The sequence below is a fragment of the Marinobacter sp. F4206 genome, assembly GCF_019392195.1.
In the GTDB taxonomy this organism is placed as follows: domain Bacteria; phylum Pseudomonadota; class Gammaproteobacteria; order Pseudomonadales; family Oleiphilaceae; genus Marinobacter.
This window is the reverse complement of record NZ_JAHXKI010000003.1, coordinates 128,914-145,147: the sequence shown is the minus strand read 5'-3', so window position 1 is coordinate 145,147 and position 16,234 is coordinate 128,914. Positions and strand designations below refer to the sequence as shown.

The window sequence follows — 16,234 nt, the reverse complement described above, 5'->3', positions numbered from 1 at the left end:
CGTAGAGGAGAAAGGCGTCAGAAGTTCCACTTCAGGTTAAGGCAGGCTCCTTCGTTGAGCAGGGCGATGCCATGGTCGGGTCTGGCCGGTTCGGACGCGTAGCGCTTACCGTCGTCATCGGCCCGGGACAGTGTCAGCGTCAGGAGGCGGGAACCCAGCTCGCTGAAAGCCTCGGCAGAATCCTCGTCAAAATCGCCGGACATCTGCTCCTGGAGCTCGTACACGTCCTCGGCAGTAACGATCTCGCCTACCTCATCGAATACGCGCTCGCCGGCTTCGGCGCGCACGACGAAAGCGACCAGATTGAGAGCGAGTAATGCGACAAAAATGCGAATAATCATGACACTTCAGAGACCTTTGACCGGAACGGAATTCTAAGGATAGTTAAGGCTAAAGTCTAATGATTGAGCGCTGAAAAGCTGTGAATTTGGACACAATTTAGTCGATTATTTGTCAGTATTTCACAATGTTTTTGTCAAAAAATAATCACGAATATTTCCGTTTGTAACTGCCAATGAACCCTCCGGCAATTGCCGGGGGTTCGGGGCCGGCTGGCACGGTTACGGACAAGGGTATGTGAACTCCCCATGAATGACTTCGATGGCTTCCAACACCTCCGTATCCAATTCCACAGCAGCCGAACCAAGATTCTCCCGCAGCTGCTCCATGGTGGTGGCGCCAATGATATTGCTGGTGACAAAGCCGCGGCTGTTGACGTAGGCCAGGGCCATCTGCACCGGGGAAAGACCATGCTTGCGGGCCAGATCCACATACGCCCTGGTGGCTTCCATACCCCGACCACTGGTGTAACGGCTGAACCGCTCGTACAGGGTCAGCCGTCCTTTCTCCGGCCAGGTCTCGCCCAGGTATTTTCCGGACAGCATGCCAAAGGCCAGCGGTGAATAGGCCAGCAGCCCCACCTGCTCCCGATACGCAACTTCCGCCGTACCTACCTCGAACGTTCGGTTCAGCAGGTTATAGGGATTCTGGATACTGACCGGGCGAGGCCATCCCTTTTCTTTGGCGAGGCGCAGATACTCCATCGTTCCCCACGGCGTCTCATTCGACAGCCCGATGTGTCGGATTTTGCCCTCTCGGACCAGCTCGTCCAGGGCACCGAGGGTTTCCTCGATAGGCGTAAAATTCTCATCCGGATTGTGCTCATACCCGAGTTTGCCAAAGAAATTGGCGTTACGGTCCGGCCAATGCACCTGATACAGATCGATATAGTCGGTCTTCAGGCGTTGCAGGCTGGCATCACAGGCTTCCCGGATGTGCGCCCGGGTCAGTCTCGGGCCGTTACGAAGGTAAGTCAGGCCATTACCCGGTCCGGCAACCTTGGAGGCAATCACCAGATCATCCCGGCGCCCGCGCTTCGCGAGCCAATTACCCAGACAGGTTTCGGTCATCCCCTGGGTTTCGGCACGGGGCGGTACCGGGTACATCTCCGCCGCGTCAATGAAATTCACCCCCTGCGACGTGGCGTAATCCAGCTGTTCAAAAGCATCCTGCTCGGTATTCTGCTCACCCCAGGTCATGGTGCCGAGGCAGATCAGACTGACATCAATGTCGGTATTTCCAAGCTTTCGCGTTTGCATAATATCTCCGAATCCGTTTGTCCGACGGGTAAAGGGAATGTCACGGGACTGTCGCAGAACTGTCATGCCCGCTTTCCACACTGGGGGCATGTCAGAGGAACCACAGGAAACAGCGTGACCGAGACCAACCAGGCCAAGCGACGCCAACAACACATTACCATTGTTTCTGAGACCTTTCCGCCGGAAATCAATGGGGTGGCGAATACCCTGAGGCATCTTTGTCAGGGGCTGATGCAGCGCGGACATCGAGTCACCGTGATACGCCCACGGCAGCGTCACGAAAACAAGGGGACGGTAGCCGGCGCCGGCCTCGCTCTTTTTAGTCACGAGCATGTGGTTGCCGGTCTGCCCCTGCCAGGCTATGCCGACCTTCGCTTCGGCCTGACGCGAAGCGGCCACCTCAGGTCGCTGTGGCAGAAAGATCGCCCGGACGCCGTCTATGTGGCAACCCAGGGACCGCTGGGTGTCGCAGCCGTATCGGCCGCACGCTGCTTGGGCCTTGCCGTCAGCTCAGGTTTCCACACCAACTTCCACAGTTACAGCCGCTATTATGGGGTTGGCGTTCTGGAACACCTGCTGTGCGCCTACGGTCGCTGGTTCCACAATCGCACGGCCATTACTCTGGTACCGACTCGGAAGATGGAACAAACCACGGCAACCATGGGCATCAAACCTACCGGCCTCTGGAGCCGCGGCGTCGATTGCGGCCGATTCAGCCCCTACAAGCGGGACGACGCATTGCGGTCACAGTGGGGCCTGAAAGCCAAGGACCGGGCGGTGCTCTATGTCGGCCGACTGGCTCCCGAGAAAAATCTGCGCATGGCCGTGGCCTGCTACGAACGCATCCGCGGCCTGCATCCCCAGACCCGATTCATTCTGGTGGGCGACGGTCCACTGCGGCGGCACCTGGCCGAACGGCATCCGGATTACATTTTTTGCGGCACCCGGCGCGGTGAGGACCTCGCCCGACACTACGCCTCGGGTGACCTGTTCCTGTTTCCAAGCAAAACAGACACCTTTGGCAACGTGGTTCTGGAAGCCATGGCGAGCGGGCTCGCTGTTGTGGCCTATGACGATGGAGCGGCGAGCGAGCATCTGCGCCACGAAGAAAATGGCATGAAAGCCGCCCTGCCCCGGGATGAAGACTTTGTCGACGGTGCCCTGCGCCTGGCCGACCAGCCAACCCTTCTCAATCGCATCCGCGCCCAGGCTCGCCTGGATGCCCTTGAAATGAATTGGAATTCGCAGATCGAACAGTTCGAACAACTGGTTCTCAACCAACCTTCTCGGGTCCGATACCATGGCATTAACAAGCAAAGCATGTCGCTTCTTTAATCAAGCGGATCAGCGGGAATTCGCGTTCTGCCAGGCCATCAACCGGGTGGCACGGTTCCCGACCGTGCTGGGCTATTTCCAACTGGTCAGTCGTCTGGGCGACGGCTGGTTCTGGTATGCACTGATTCTTGCCATCCCCCTGATCATGCCGGATCAGGGTCCGGCATTGGCTCTGCTGATGGCATTGACCGGGCTGACCTGCACCGTGACCTACAAACTGCTGAAACGCCGCCTGATAAGGGAGCGGCCGTTCATTTCCTTTCCTTCGATCAACTGCGGCACACCGCCTCTTGATCGTTACAGCTTCCCGTCCGGCCACACCCTGCACGCTGTCTGCTTCCAGACCATGCTGCTGACCGCCTCGCCGGGCCTGGCACTGGTGATCCTGCCGTTTACGCTGAGCGTCGCCGCCTCACGGGTCGTACTGGGCCTGCACTATCCCACCGACGTTGCCGCAGGCGCGGTGATCGGCGGTCTGATGGGCTACGCCTCTGCCCGGTACCTGCTCACCGAGATGCTGGTGGTATTGCCCGGCTAAGCTCAGTCGAACAGTCGCAGCTGGGTGACCGGCGCGTCATCATTGCGAAACCGCACGCCCAGCCCCAGCAAGCGCACGGGACGATCCTTCTCGCCAGCCAACTCCTTGAAGAGCGGCAGGTAATCCTCAAAATCCGGCTCCTTGACGTGCTCACGAACCCGCTCAAGCGTATGGGTGGAGAAGTCGCTATAACGTATCTTGATGAACAGCTTGTGGATTGGCTTCCGGCGGGCCTTACGAGTAAGGCGAAGGTTCAGGTCCGCCACCAGGGCAGCCATAACGGTCTCACATGCCGACCGGTCGGGCAGATCCTGGGAAAAGGTACGCTCAACACTGATCGACTTGGCAACGCGGGAGACCACGACCGGGCGCTCGTCCCGACCGTGGGCCATTTCGTGCAGGCGATATCCCTGTTTGCCAAAACGATCTACGAGCACCTCCGGCCCCACGGCCTGGAGATCCCCGCAGGTCTCGACGCCAAGCGCATGCAGCTTGGCAGCCGTCACCTGGCCAACGCCGAACAGCTTTTCCACCGATAACCCGCGGACAAAGTGATCGACATCCTCCGGGCGGATCACAAACAGGCCGTCCGGTTTTTCCCAGTCACTGGCAATCTTGGCCAGGAACTTGTTGGGGGCGACGCCAGCAGAGACCGTGATTCCGACCTCCCGCCGGATGCGTTCCCGCAGGTAGCGGGCCATCAGCGTGGCGCTGCCCTTGTGATCGGTAATTTCGGAGACATCGAGGAAGGCTTCATCCAGCGACAGGGGTTCCACGAGATCGGTCATCTCCCGCAGAATGGCCATCACCTGTTGCGATGCCGCCCGGTAGCGGGCCATGTCCGTCGGAACGGTCACCAGACCGGGACACAACCTCCGGGCCTCGCTGCCCGGCATCGCAGATCGCACGCCGAAGGCCCGCGCCCGGTAGTTGCAGGTGGTCACCACCCCCCGGCCACCATCACCGCCCACCGCCAGCGGCACGTCCCGAAGGCTGGGATCGTCTCGCATCTCCACGGCCGCGTAGAAGCAGTCACAATCCAGATGGATAATCTTGCGCTGATGCATGGTAAGGAGCAGCTCGCGTCAACAATCTGTACATTTATACAGCCTTGTATCTTAAGCTATCATGCAGAGAATGTCAGGAACCCCAATACGACAAGTCGAAATCATCGCGAGGCCCCCATGAGCAACCCTATTCCCGAGTCCAACCGCACTGAAATCGAGGCTGCTGCCTTCCGGCGCCTGGTGCAGCACCTGCAAAACAATACCGATGTCCAGAATATTGATCTGATGAACCTGGCTGGCTTCTGCCGGAACTGCCTGTCCAAATGGTATCGCGCTGAAGCCGAAGAACGCGGGTTCGACATTTCGGATCCGGACGCCCGGGAAGAGATCTACGGCATGCCTTACGAGGAATGGAAATCCCGCTACCAGACCGGTGCCAAGCAGGAACACAAATAATGAACGTCAATGATGCGGTGCGCATTCATCTTGCGTCCCTTGCGGCAGGCCATGCCGATTTCGACGACACGCTGGCACTGATCGACCGCCACTTTGAATACCGGCCGACCGAATTCCACAATGGCCCGCTGCACAACCCTCCGGGCGAGAATGCCGGATCCTGCCGGGTCTTCGGGCTTGGCCGCTACTGCAATCTGCCGGAGGCGGAAACCCTGCAACTGTTCGCACAACACTATCAGCAGGTCATGGGCGACCCCGCCGGCGACAGTCACGGCAACATCCGCCAGTTCATCAGTACCGGTTGGTCCGGCATTCGCTTTGACAACGAACCCCTGCGACCACGCCCTGCGACCAACACCATGGAAGAGACCCGTTCATGACCGATACCGCCACCCCCGGGGTTACACAGGTTTTTCAGCTGAAAAGCGCCAGCGTGTCCATGACAGCGCTCGAGCTTCACTACTTCGACAACGACGATTTTGAAGCAACACTGAAGGACAAGATCAGTCAGGCACCGGGCTTCTTCAAGGACATCCCCATCATTGTCAGCCTGGAAAAATACGAGGGCCTCGACAGCGAGCTGGATTTCTTCAAGATCATTGGCACCTGTCGCCGCCACAACATTCATGTCGTTGGGGTCCGTGGCGGCAATGATGACCAGCGAAGACTCGCCCGGGGCGCGGCGCTGGCGCTACTGCCCGGGAACAGTCAGCGGGATCGCGTCCACGAGCAGGATCGCGAACCGGAGGTTTCCGCCGCCAGCGAGTCGCCAGTAGCTGCCGAAGCCACCGCGGCCACCCCCACCGAACCTGCCCCGGCCCGGGTGATCAACCAGCCGGTCCGGTCGGGCCAGCAGGTGTATGCTCCGGACGGGGATCTGATCATACTGGCACCGGTACAGGCCGGCGCCGAAGTGCTCGCGGCCGGCAACATCCACGTTTATGGTCCCTTGCGGGGCCGGGCCCTTGCGGGCATTCACGGGGCCGAATCGGCCCGGGTTTTCTGCCAATCTCTCGAAGCGGAGCTTGTGTCCATCGCCGGACACTATAAAATCTCCGAAGATCTTCAGGACAATGGCTGGAAAAGCGCTGTACAGATCCAGCTCAGGGACGACCTGCTGGTGGTAACGCCACTGGACAAGGCCTGATATCAAGAGGACTACAACAACTTGACCGGATAATTCGGCATACACGACGAATCCACCGCGAAACAGGAATCTAACCTTGGCTAGAATCATTGTCGTTACTTCAGGAAAAGGCGGCGTTGGCAAAACCACCACCAGCGCTTCAATCAGCACCGGCCTCGCCAAACGCGGCCACAAAACCGTTGTCATCGATTTCGACGTGGGCCTGCGCAATCTTGACCTGATCATGAATTGCGAACGACGGGTCGTGTACGACTTCGTCAACGTCATTCAGGGTGAAGCCACCCTGAATCAGGCGCTTATCCGTGACAAGCGCGTCGATACCCTGTACATCCTGCCCGCCTCCCAGACCCGCGAGAAGGAAGCGCTGACCAAGGATGGCGTCGAAAAAGTCATCAACGAGCTGTCCGAGACCTTTGATTACATCGTCTGCGATTCACCCGCTGGCATAGAACACGGCGCCCTGATGGCCCTGTACTATGCTGATGAAGCGGTTGTGGTCACCAACCCGGAGGTCTCTTCGGTTCGGGATTCCGATCGCATTCTGGGTATTCTGCAAAGCAAGTCCCGCCGCGCGGAGATGGGCCAGGATCCGGTCAAGGAGCACCTGTTGTTGACCCGATACAACCCGGCCCGGGTCGAGAAAGGCGAAATGCTGTCGGTGGGTGACGTCGAGGAAATCCTGGCCATTCCACTGTTGGGCTTGATTCCGGAAAGCCAGGTGGTGTTGAACGCCTCCAACCAGGGCCTCCCCGTTATTCTTGAGGAAGACAGCGACGCCGGCCAGGCGTATGACGACGCCGTCGCACGACTGCTGGGTGAGGACCGGGAACACCGGTTCATGACCGCCCAGAAGAAGGGTTTTTTCTCACGGATGTTCAAGGGAGGCTAAGGGATGAGTTTCCTCGACTACTTCAAGGGTAAGAAAACGAACACCGCAAACGTGGCCAAGGAGCGACTGCAAATCATCGTCGCCCATGAACGCGGCCAGCGTGACCAGCCGGACTACCTGCCGAAACTGCAGCAGGAACTGCTGGCGGTCATCCGTAAATACGTCCAGATCAGCGACGACATGGTGCAGGTCGAGGTGGATCGCAACGAAAGTTGCTCCGTACTCGAATTGAACGTGACCCTGCCTGAGCGATGATCGTACCCGCTGGTAGCCACGTTCAGCGGGGCTACCAGCGGGCGAAATGATCTTCCATCAATCCCCGTAGGCCGTCTACGGGGATTTTTGTTCCCGCCTCATCGACCACATGGCCAGTAAAGGTGCCAATGAACTGGCGGAAATTGGACGCCAGCACCAGGGCATTCAGCTTCTCCTTGCGCACGCCGGCCGGTATGAACTGCAACTCCACCCGGCCGTCGTCCGTCGTTACCCGCCAGTCAGCACCCGGCCGAAAGCGGTCGAACTCGAACCGGGCAGCACCAAGTTTCATGCACCGACCGTCCAACCACAGGGCGTTTTCGGTCATCCCGGTTTCGTTGACCCCGGCCGCCAGGTTCAGCCCGAGAGAGCGCCCGTCCGCCAGCTTTCCCGCCAGGCAGGCCCAGTTCCAGGCGGTCTCCCGACGCATAAAGCCACAACTCCAATCGATTGATGCTCGGGTATCGGCGTCGCAGCGCCAGATCCGATGGTCCCAGCGCACTTCTCCCTCGACCGGCAAACCGGCCGATTTCCGGGTAAACACCCAGCCGTTGTAGCCGGCGGGGCAGACCAATCGAAGCGGATCATTGTCCTCTTTGAGTTCCAGATCGACCCGGATGCCTCCGGGGGCCGTCACCGTAATATTGCGCCCCCCGGCGGACGCGACGATCCGAAGCGCGGCCTCGCCCTTGATAAACGTTGCCATGCCGCGCTCGGGCTGTGGTTCAATCCGGGCGCCACGGCCAAAGGGCTGCAGAAACGACTGTTCATACAGGGTGCCGGTTTCAAAGTCGAAGAGGTAAAAGAAACCGTTCGCCACCAGTTTGAGGTCTACCAGAGCCATGCCAAAGACCCACCCGGGGCTCATGGCGCTTACAAACTGGAACTGGTTGAACCGCCACTGGCGGGCAAGGCGGGAGCGCGGCCGGTCCATAACCGTACGCAGGTCATAATCGAGGTAATTAATCTCATCCACCGGGCCATCGAGCAAGCCGGGGGTGATTTTCCCGTATTCATCAATCAGCTTTCGTGTGCTCATGGTTATCGTCACTTCGGGCCATTTGACGGGAGCAGCGGCCCAGGTAGTTACCTGGTTCACAATCCCTTGTTTCCGTGGCCTTATCCGTTACCGCCTCATGCTAGACTCGGGCCACCATCGTCAAGGAAGTTTACCCTATGAGAAAGACCGGAGCCCATCGATTTACGGGCCTGGCTTCAGTCATCAGCGGAGGCCTCTGCGCCCTGCTGGTTACCGCCCTCGCAGCAGCCCATGCCCGGGCGGAACTGCCTACCGAGGATGCGGAGGGCTGGAGCCTGCGCAAGGAAGCCGACAACATTCGCGTCTACACGATCGATCGGGACGATTCCAGCTTCAAGGCATTCAAGGCCGAAGCTGTTCTGGACGCGCCTATCGAGAATCTGATGGCCGTGATGATAAACCCCCAGTCCTGCATTGAATGGGTCTACAACTGCACCGAATCCTATGCCTTCGGCAAAGGCGACTTTCACGACCGCTACGCCTACTCGGTCAACGATATGCCCTGGCCCGTTACCGACCGCGACTACGTGCTGCACATCCGGACCCACGGTAACCAGGCCTCCGGCGAGATCATCATGGATCTGAACGCCACCCCGAACCAGCGCGCCGAATTCGACACGCGAGTCCGGGTAGATCGCTCGGACACGCTTTACCGTTTCATCCCGGAAGGCGACAAGACCCGCATGATCTGGTTGCAGCACACCGATCCAAACGGCGCGTTGCCCGGCTGGCTGGTCAATTCTCTGCTGGTGGACATTCCGGTCCGCTCGTTACAGGCGCTGGAGCAGGTTGCCACCAAGGACCGTTACCAGGACTTTGAACTCGTCTATGATGAAACCGGCCAACTTGTGGATGTGCGCCAATCTGGCAACTGAAGGGATGACGCACACCCACTGACAGGCTAAGCTTGAGCAAAAGAACTCTTCAGAGGCAGGCGCTATTCGATGACCGTTCTCGCTTACGAGATCATGACCCCGAGTATCAAGGCAGTTCCCCAATCCTGGACCATGGACCGTCTGGCCCGCTTCCTCACCGACAATGAAATCACCGGCAGCCCGGTTACCGACGAGAACGGGGACATTGTCGGTATCGCCACCCTCAAGGACATCACCGAATTCCGGTGGAACGCCAACCGTTCCGATAACGATGCCCGACTCACCCCCGAGGAAGAAGAAGAAGCCCGTCGCCTCCGGATGGTCATTTTCGAGGAAATGGGCAAGGTCCCGGTTGAAGTCCGGGATATTATGACCCCCAGCGTTTTATCGGTTGACGAGCAGACGCCCGTGCGCGACATTGCGGATATCATGATGCGCGAGCACCTGCACCGGATCTTTGTCACCCGGGATTCAAAAATTACCGGCATCATAACGACTTACGATATGCTGAAGCTGATCTCGGACACGGAACTCACGCAACGCTGTACCCGTAACGACTGAGCCACCAGAGAGGTAGCGCTACCTATGCCCAGAGCACCGCAAGCTCGCAAAAAGATGTACGTCCTCGACACCAACGTCCTGATTCACGACCCCAACGCCCTCCTCAACTTTGAAGAACACGATGTCATCATTCCGATGACCGTCCTCGAAGAACTCGATAGCCTGAAATCCGGCAAGCAGGCGGTGGCTGCGGACTGCCGGCAGGCCATCCGGAACATCGACAAGTTGCTTGGCGATTCCAGCCCGAAAGAGATCGAGAAAGGCGTGCCCATCGTGCGGGGCAAGAAAGCGGATCCCCTGGGCAAACTGCTCATCCTGATGAGCACCGAGCATGTGGAATCCCACTCCCTGCCGGAGCACCTGAACGACAACAAAATCATCAACACCCTGGCGGCACTTCAGAACAAGCACAAGGCCCGGGACATCATCCTGGTGAGCAAAGACATCAACATGCGCCTCAAGGCCCGTGGCTTTGGTGTCGAAGCCCAGGACTACCACAACGACCAGCTCCTTGATGACATCGATCTGCTGCCCAAGGGCTACCGGGAATTCCCCAACTCTTTCTGGGACACCATAGAAAAGGTCGAAACCATCCAGCGGGAAGGGATTACCGAGCATATTCTCAAACGCGAAGGGGAACTGGCCAGGCTCAACATCAACGAGTTTGTCATTGATCAACAGGGGTTCGTTGGCAAGGTTTCGGATCTTTCAGACACCCAGATAGTGATCCGGGACCTGCATCAGCACGACCTGATGAACGAAGAGGTATGGGGACTGGTGCCGAGGGATGTGTATCAGGCCCTGGCCCTGAACCTGTTGCTGGATCCGGACGTCCACCTCGTGAATCTGACCGGCTCCGCGGGCTCGGGTAAAACCATCCTCGCCCTGGCCGCCTGCATCGAGATGACGGTCGCCTCCAAGCTTTACAAGCGCATTATTGCCACTCGCTCCACCCAGGGGCTGGACGAGGACATCGGCTTCCTGCCTGGCACCGAAGCCGAGAAGATGGAACCCTGGCTGGGCGCCATCGTCGATAACCTCGAGGCTCTGCACGAGGACGACGAGAACATGACCGCCAGCGTGGACTACATCCTCAGCAAGGTCCCGCTGCACTTCAAATCCATGAACTACATCCGGGGTCGCAGCTTCCAGCACAGCCTGATCATCATCGATGAGTCCCAGAACCTGACACCGCACCAGATCAAGACCATCATCACCCGTGCCGGCAACGGCTCCAAGGTGATCTGTCTGGGCAACCTGGCGCAGATCGACACTCCCTATCTGAGCGCCCTGAGCTCAGGCCTCACCTACATGACCGAACGCTTCAAGAGTTTCCGCCACGGCGCGCACATCCACCTTCAGGGTGTACCCCGCTCCGTCCTGGCCGAGTTCGCCGAAGCCAACCTCTAACCAAAAAAAACCGGGGTTAACGCCCCGGTTTTTTATCAGTCCGTCATACGCGATACCGACTCACCTGGTCGGACATCTCTGAGGCCAGCGCCTTCAGCCGCTGTGTGGCGGTCCCTGCCCGGCGCGTTCCCTGGGCTGTCTGCTCGGTAATTGCAACAATCTCATGAACATTCTGATTGATCGTCTCGGAGACACTGGTCTGCTCTTCCGCGGCACTGGCAATCTGGGTGTTCATCTCATTGATCGTTCCAACCGCCTGGTTAATCCGCTGGAGGGCATCATCCACCTGCCGGGTCTCTGCTACAGTCGCCTCACTTCGATCACTGATCGAACCGATAAGAGTTACCGCCTGACTGGCTCCAGTCTGCAAGCGCTCAATGGTCTCCTGGATTTCCTGGGTGCTTTGCTGGGTTCTGCTCGCCAACGTACGCACCTCATCTGCGACCACCGCAAATCCACGGCCCGCTTCACCGGCACGGGCCGCCTCAATGGCGGCATTCAAAGCCAGCAGGTTGGTCTGATCCGCAATCTCGCGGATGACCTCAAGAACGTTGTCGATCTTGCGAGAATCCGAGCCCAGCTTCTCAATGACCTTAACCCCCTCTTCGACCTGCTCGGACAGGCCCCCGATCACGTCGATCGTCTGATAAACCAACCCCTGGGCGTCGCACACCTGGCCATTGGCATGGTCCGCCGCCTCTGACGCTTCGCTGGCGTTGTTGGCCACCTCCTGCGCGGCGGCAGTCATCTCGTTCATGGCGGTGGCGACCTGGTCGCTCTCTGATTTCTGACGTTCCACGCCCTCTTCAGCCTCGGCCATTACCTCGCTGAGTTCAGCCGACGCATCATTCAGAGTTCGGGTGGATGAAAGTACCCGCTCGACCAGGCCATGTACCTGATCGGCGAAACTGTTAAACGCCGTCGCCAACTGACTCAGCTCATCTTTACCGTCAACCTCCAGTCGACGGGTCAGATCACCGTCACCGCTGGCGATGTCATCCATGGCCGAAACCGCAGACTTCAAGGGGCGAATAATGCTGCGAACCACTATCAGGGCAAGGAACACGATGATCGCCAGGGCCACCAGAGACGTGGTGACCGACCCGATCACCGCATCGGCCAGAGAGTCCCCGACTTTTTCATCCATGGCCGCGACCTGCTGTTCCAGGCCGTCCACCCAGAAGCCCGTCCCAATCATGATGCCCCACTTCGGCAACATCTCGGCGTACCCGAGTTTCGGGGCCACCCGCCCGGTCTCGCCGTTCTGCCAGCCATAAGAGACATAACCACCGCCAGCGCGGGCGGCCTTAACGAGTTCACGAATCAGGTAGGTGCCATTGGGATCCTGAAAGCCCCAGAGATTCTTGCCTTCCAGTGCCGGTTTGACGCCATGCATGACGTTGACACCGTCAGTGTCGTAGGCAAAGAAATAACCGGCACTACCGGAATCATCGAAACGCAGTTGGCGCAGTATGTCCCAGGCCTGCTCACGCACCTCGGGATCGTCCGCCGAGCCGGGCTGGTTGTACAGGTGGGCAATCGAGGTGCGCGCCAGTTCCAGGTAGTTTTTCAGCTCCTGGCGCTTGCTAGCCTCCATGTCAGACGAAAAACCGGCAACCGCTTCGTCGCCAATTTCCCCCGCCTGGTTCAGGTTGTAGGTGGTCAAAAAAGCCGTCAGCACAATGACAGGCACAAGGGCCAGCAACAGCACCCGCGTCTGGATAGTCAGGTTTTTCATGATGGAAACGTCTTCTGGTCGGTACGGGAGGAGTGTAGCCGGAGGCTCCGGCCTTACAGGAAGGTAAGGTTACCGAAGCGCTATTCCCGACGTCATTGAGAGTACTGCGTATTTCAGAAACAATCAGTAACCGGAGAAGGCCGCCGCAGCGAAAGAGGACAAGGCTCAGTCCTTGAACTGGGCCTTGTCCAGGCCATGCTTCTTCATCTTGTCGTAGAGGGTCTTGCGGGCAATGCCCAGCTGGACCATGGTGTCTTTGATACTGCCGTGGCAGGCGTTCAGGGCACTGACGATGGCGGACCGCTCGAAACCGTCCATCATTTCGGTCAGGGTTTGCCGACCCGCAACATTGGCGGGGCCATCGGCGGCATTACCATCCAGGGCGGCCGGCCCCAGCAATACATACCGTTCGGCCAGATTTCGCAACTCCCTGACGTTACCGGGCCACGAGTGCTGCATCAGCCGCGCTGCCTGACTGGCGTCCAGAGGAATGCTCTCTCGGTCATAACGCGCGGCGGCAATCAGCACGAAGTGATGGAACAGCAGGGGAATATCCTCCTTTCGCTCGCGCAACGGCGGTATATCCACCCTGACCACGTTCAGCCGGTAATACAGATCCGAGCGAAACTCCCCCTGGTCGCTGAGTGCTTTCAGGTCCGCCTTGGTGGCGGCGATGATGCGAACATCCACATCCAGCACCTGATTACTGCCCAGCCGCTCGACCTTTTGTTCCTCAAGCACCCGGAGCAGCTTGACCTGCAACTGCATCGGCATGCTCTCCAGTTCATCCAGGAACAGCGTGCCCTGGTGAGCGTGTTCGATCTTTCCGATCCTGCGTTTGTCGGCGCCGGTGAAGGCCCCCGCCTCATGACCGAAGAGCTCGCTTTCAATCAGGTTTTCCGGAACCGCGCCGCAATTGATGGCGACGAAGTTGTGGGCACTTCGGCGGCTGTTCTCATGAATGTAACGAGCCAGGGCATCCTTACCCGCCCCGGTCTCGCCGTGGAGCAGAATGTTGGCTGAGATATCCAGAACCGGGTCAACCGTTGCCATCACCTTCTGCATGGTCGGCGAGTCCCCCAGTATCCGGGGACCGGGCCGCGCCAGATGGCGCAACTGCGCCTTCAGGCGACGGTTTTCGAGTGCCAGATGCCGCTTCTCAAGGGCATGGCGCAACAGCTCGATCAGCTCCTCGTGATCAAAGGGCTTCTCGATGAAATCGTAAGCGCCCTGCTGCATCGCGGATACGGCGGTGCTGATATCACCCTGCCCGGTGAGGATGATAACCGGGATCGCCTCATCCACGCCCCGGACCTGGTCCATCATTTCAAGGCCGTCCATTCCCGGCATGTTGTAATCGCACAGCACCACGCCCTCATACTCCGGCGATATCAGCTCCAGTGCCGATGCCGCGTCCTCGAAACAGGCAACGGGCAACTCCTCCAGCGCGAACGTCTGACTGACGGCCTGACGAATGTGCGGATCATCGTCGACAAAGATTACCGAAGGGTCTGTCATTCCATGGCCTCCCGTTTTTTCAGGCTTAATACGAATTCCGCGCCCGGTCCGTCGGTCCGATTATGGCCCGTCAGTCGACCGCCGAGGGCATCGACAATCTGCCGGGATATGGACAGCCCCAGGCCCAGTCCCTGTTTCACGGATTTGGTGGTGAAGAAGGGCTCAAAGATCTGCTCGGTATTGCCCGGCAACCCGGAGCCATTATCCCGGACAATGCACTGCCAGCTGTCCTCGTGTTCCTTTATTTCAATGCTGACGCGGGGCTCGTCCCGCCCCTCGACGGCCTGTACCGCGTTAGCCATCAGATTCACCATCACCTGCTCGATACGAATCAGGTCACCGTGACACATTATCGCCTCTTCCGGGCGCTGCCAGTCCAGATCAATACCCGTGCTGTTTTTCTGGGCAGTGATGATCTTCAACGCTGCATCCACCGGCAAGCGCATATCCACCATCGACGGTGGCCCCTCCGATTTGCGGGCGAACACTTTGAACTGCCGGGTCAGCTCCGCCATCTTGTCGCACAGAGTCACGATTTCCTGCAGGTTGGCATCCACCATCTCGGCCGCGCCCTTCTCCAGGAACTTGCGGCTATTTCGGGCGTAGGTCTGGATTGCCGTGAGCGGCTGGTTCATCTCATGGTTCAGGCCCGCCGACATCTGCCCCAGGACCGCCAGCTTGGCCGCCTGAATCAGCTCCTGCTGGGTTTCCCTCAGCTCGGTCTGAGTCCGCTCCCGCTCACGAATCTCCTCAAGCAGCTGTTCATTGGAGCGTTCCAGGTCAGCGGTTCGCTCCGCTACACGCCGTTCCAGCTGCTCCCCCCTGAGCGCCAGCTCGGCTTCCCGACGGTAACGTTCCCGCAGATAGAGCCAGGTAAGAAACCCGCCGAAGAAGATGGCAAGACCGCCCAGCACGAACCCCAGCCGGGTCCAGACCACCGGCCGTGTGCTGACCATGACCTGAAGGGTCCAGTCCAGACGAGGCAATGCGGTGCGAACGCTGAGGTAATCACCGCCCCTGACTTCCCCCTCAATCCGGATCTTTTCCGACTGTTCGGAAAGCCCCCAGGGTCGGCCGAGCCGCTCAACCTGAATCGGTGCGAGGTCCCGGTCAGGGTAGCGTTGTCGGGTTTCCTGATTGGTCCCCCCAGTGGTTTCATGCTCGAAATCCCGATACAGCCAGCTTGGTTTGCTGGCCAGGAAACTCACCCCCGATGGATCCAGTACGACCATTTCCGCTTCACTCAGGGAAGCGGGCCGGTGCCACTGGGATTCCAGTTCATGAACCAGCACCTTGACCGCGATCACACCCAGCATCGTCCCTTTTTCATCCCGGATCGGGTGGGAAAAATACAGGCCGCGCACACCCGACATCATACCGAGCGCAAAATAGATCGCAGAATCACCCGTCGCCACCGCCTCGGAAAAGTAAGGGCGGAAGGCGTAGTTGCTGCCCACGAAACTGTCTTCCTGCTGGTAATTGTTGGCGGCAATCGTCAGGCCGGTGATATCCATCAGATAAACGTCGGAGCTGCCGACAATGGTCGCCATCCGTTGCATTTCTTCATTGGCCTGGAGGATGACCGCACTGTCGTCCGGGTTTTCCAGAGCCTCGCCAAGCAAGGGGTGCTCGGCCATCAGTTCGGGAATGGGCAGGTAACGGTTCAGCTCGTTGGCCACGAGCTGTCGATAGCGAAAGGATTCTTCGAGGCTTTCCTGTTCAACCTGACGATAGCCAACCCAGCCGCCCAACGTCCAGGATACGACCAGGGTGATAACCAACAATGCGAAAACGCCAATCCGGTAGGGCATGAAAACCGGTTCCTGCAAAAGCCGCTAGAGTAGCGCCCGGAATCGGGCGGGACAACC

General features: G+C 58.9%; 17 protein-coding genes. 10 read left to right on the top strand and 7 right to left on the bottom strand.

Annotation, left to right across the window (positions count from 1 at the left end):
* Nucleotides 1-17: 17 nt before the first annotated feature.
* Complete coding sequence (locus KZO34_RS13850; protein ID WP_219477439.1) at nt 18-341, bottom strand: hypothetical protein; 324 nt, start codon at nt 339-341, stop codon at nt 18-20.
* 219 nt (nt 342-560) lie between these two features.
* Complete coding sequence (locus KZO34_RS13845) at nt 561-1,598, bottom strand: NADP(H)-dependent aldo-keto reductase (RefSeq protein ID WP_219477438.1); 1,038 nt, start codon at nt 1,596-1,598, stop codon at nt 561-563.
* 114 nt (nt 1,599-1,712) lie between these two features.
* On the opposite strand from KZO34_RS13845, the gene KZO34_RS13840 reads away from it, so the two are divergent.
* On the top strand, nt 1,713-2,933 hold the full coding sequence (locus KZO34_RS13840; protein ID WP_219477437.1) for a glycosyltransferase family 4 protein: 1,221 nt from the start codon (nt 1,713-1,715) through the stop codon (nt 2,931-2,933).
* A complete protein-coding gene (locus KZO34_RS13835; RefSeq protein ID WP_219477436.1) occupies nt 2,899-3,471 on the top strand; it encodes a phosphatase PAP2 family protein in 573 nt (190 codons plus the stop codon). The genes KZO34_RS13840 and KZO34_RS13835 overlap by 35 nt, the downstream gene beginning before the upstream one ends.
* Before the next feature lie 2 nt (nt 3,472-3,473).
* Here the strand turns inward: KZO34_RS13835 and dinB are convergent, their stop codons facing one another.
* Complete coding sequence (gene dinB / locus KZO34_RS13830) at nt 3,474-4,538, bottom strand: DNA polymerase IV (RefSeq protein ID WP_219477435.1); 1,065 nt, start codon at nt 4,536-4,538, stop codon at nt 3,474-3,476.
* 117 nt (nt 4,539-4,655) lie between these two features.
* Between dinB and KZO34_RS13825 the strand changes: the two genes are divergently transcribed.
* The 5 genes from KZO34_RS13825 (at nt 4,656) to minE (ending at nt 7,225) form a co-directional block, all read left to right on the top strand.
* Nucleotides 4,656-4,934, top strand: a complete 279-nt coding sequence (locus KZO34_RS13825) for a DUF1244 domain-containing protein (protein WP_219477434.1) — start codon at nt 4,656-4,658, stop codon at nt 4,932-4,934.
* Complete coding sequence (locus KZO34_RS13820) at nt 4,934-5,314, top strand: HopJ type III effector protein (RefSeq protein WP_219477433.1); 381 nt, start codon at nt 4,934-4,936, stop codon at nt 5,312-5,314. The genes KZO34_RS13825 and KZO34_RS13820 overlap by 1 nt, the downstream gene beginning before the upstream one ends.
* A complete protein-coding gene (minC, locus tag KZO34_RS13815) occupies nt 5,311-6,081 on the top strand; it encodes a septum site-determining protein MinC (protein WP_219477432.1) in 771 nt (256 codons plus the stop codon). The genes KZO34_RS13820 and minC overlap by 4 nt, the downstream gene beginning before the upstream one ends.
* Before the next feature lie 76 nt (nt 6,082-6,157).
* A complete protein-coding gene (gene minD, locus KZO34_RS13810; protein ID WP_219477431.1) occupies nt 6,158-6,970 on the top strand; it encodes a septum site-determining protein MinD in 813 nt (270 codons plus the stop codon).
* 3 nt (nt 6,971-6,973) lie between these two features.
* Complete coding sequence (gene minE / locus KZO34_RS13805) at nt 6,974-7,225, top strand: cell division topological specificity factor MinE (RefSeq protein ID WP_219477430.1); 252 nt, start codon at nt 6,974-6,976, stop codon at nt 7,223-7,225.
* A gap of 31 nt (nt 7,226-7,256) precedes the next feature.
* On the opposite strand, the gene KZO34_RS13800 is transcribed toward minE, so the two are convergent.
* Nucleotides 7,257-8,264: a DUF2804 domain-containing protein gene (locus KZO34_RS13800; RefSeq protein ID WP_219477429.1), complete on the bottom strand. Its 1,008-nt coding sequence runs from the start codon at nt 8,262-8,264 to the stop codon at nt 7,257-7,259.
* Between the two features lie 137 nt (nt 8,265-8,401).
* On the opposite strand from KZO34_RS13800, the gene KZO34_RS13795 reads away from it, so the two are divergent.
* The 3 genes from KZO34_RS13795 (at nt 8,402) to KZO34_RS13785 (ending at nt 11,110) form a co-directional block, all read left to right on the top strand.
* A complete protein-coding gene (locus KZO34_RS13795; RefSeq protein ID WP_219477428.1) occupies nt 8,402-9,139 on the top strand; it encodes an START domain-containing protein in 738 nt (245 codons plus the stop codon).
* Nucleotides 9,140-9,208: 69 nt separating this feature from the next.
* Entirely contained in the window at nt 9,209-9,700 is a 492-nt protein-coding gene (locus KZO34_RS13790) for a CBS domain-containing protein (protein ID WP_219477427.1), read from the top strand.
* 24 nt (nt 9,701-9,724) lie between these two features.
* Nucleotides 9,725-11,110, top strand: coding sequence for a PhoH family protein (locus KZO34_RS13785; protein WP_374706534.1), 1,386 nt, complete (start codon nt 9,725-9,727; stop codon nt 11,108-11,110).
* A gap of 43 nt (nt 11,111-11,153) precedes the next feature.
* On the opposite strand, the gene KZO34_RS13780 is transcribed toward KZO34_RS13785, so the two are convergent.
* The 3 genes from KZO34_RS13780 to KZO34_RS13770 form a co-directional block, all read right to left on the bottom strand.
* Nucleotides 11,154-12,848, bottom strand: a complete 1,695-nt coding sequence (locus KZO34_RS13780) for a methyl-accepting chemotaxis protein (protein WP_219477426.1) — start codon at nt 12,846-12,848, stop codon at nt 11,154-11,156.
* A gap of 165 nt (nt 12,849-13,013) precedes the next feature.
* Nucleotides 13,014-14,366, bottom strand: a complete 1,353-nt coding sequence (locus KZO34_RS13775; RefSeq protein ID WP_219477425.1) for a sigma-54-dependent transcriptional regulator — start codon at nt 14,364-14,366, stop codon at nt 13,014-13,016.
* The gene (locus KZO34_RS13770; protein WP_219477424.1) at nt 14,363-16,177 is read right to left on the bottom strand and encodes a sensor histidine kinase; all 1,815 of its coding nucleotides are present in this window, start codon (nt 16,175-16,177) and stop codon (nt 14,363-14,365) included. The genes KZO34_RS13775 and KZO34_RS13770 overlap by 4 nt, the downstream gene beginning before the upstream one ends.
* Between the last annotated feature and the right edge of the window lie 57 nt (nt 16,178-16,234).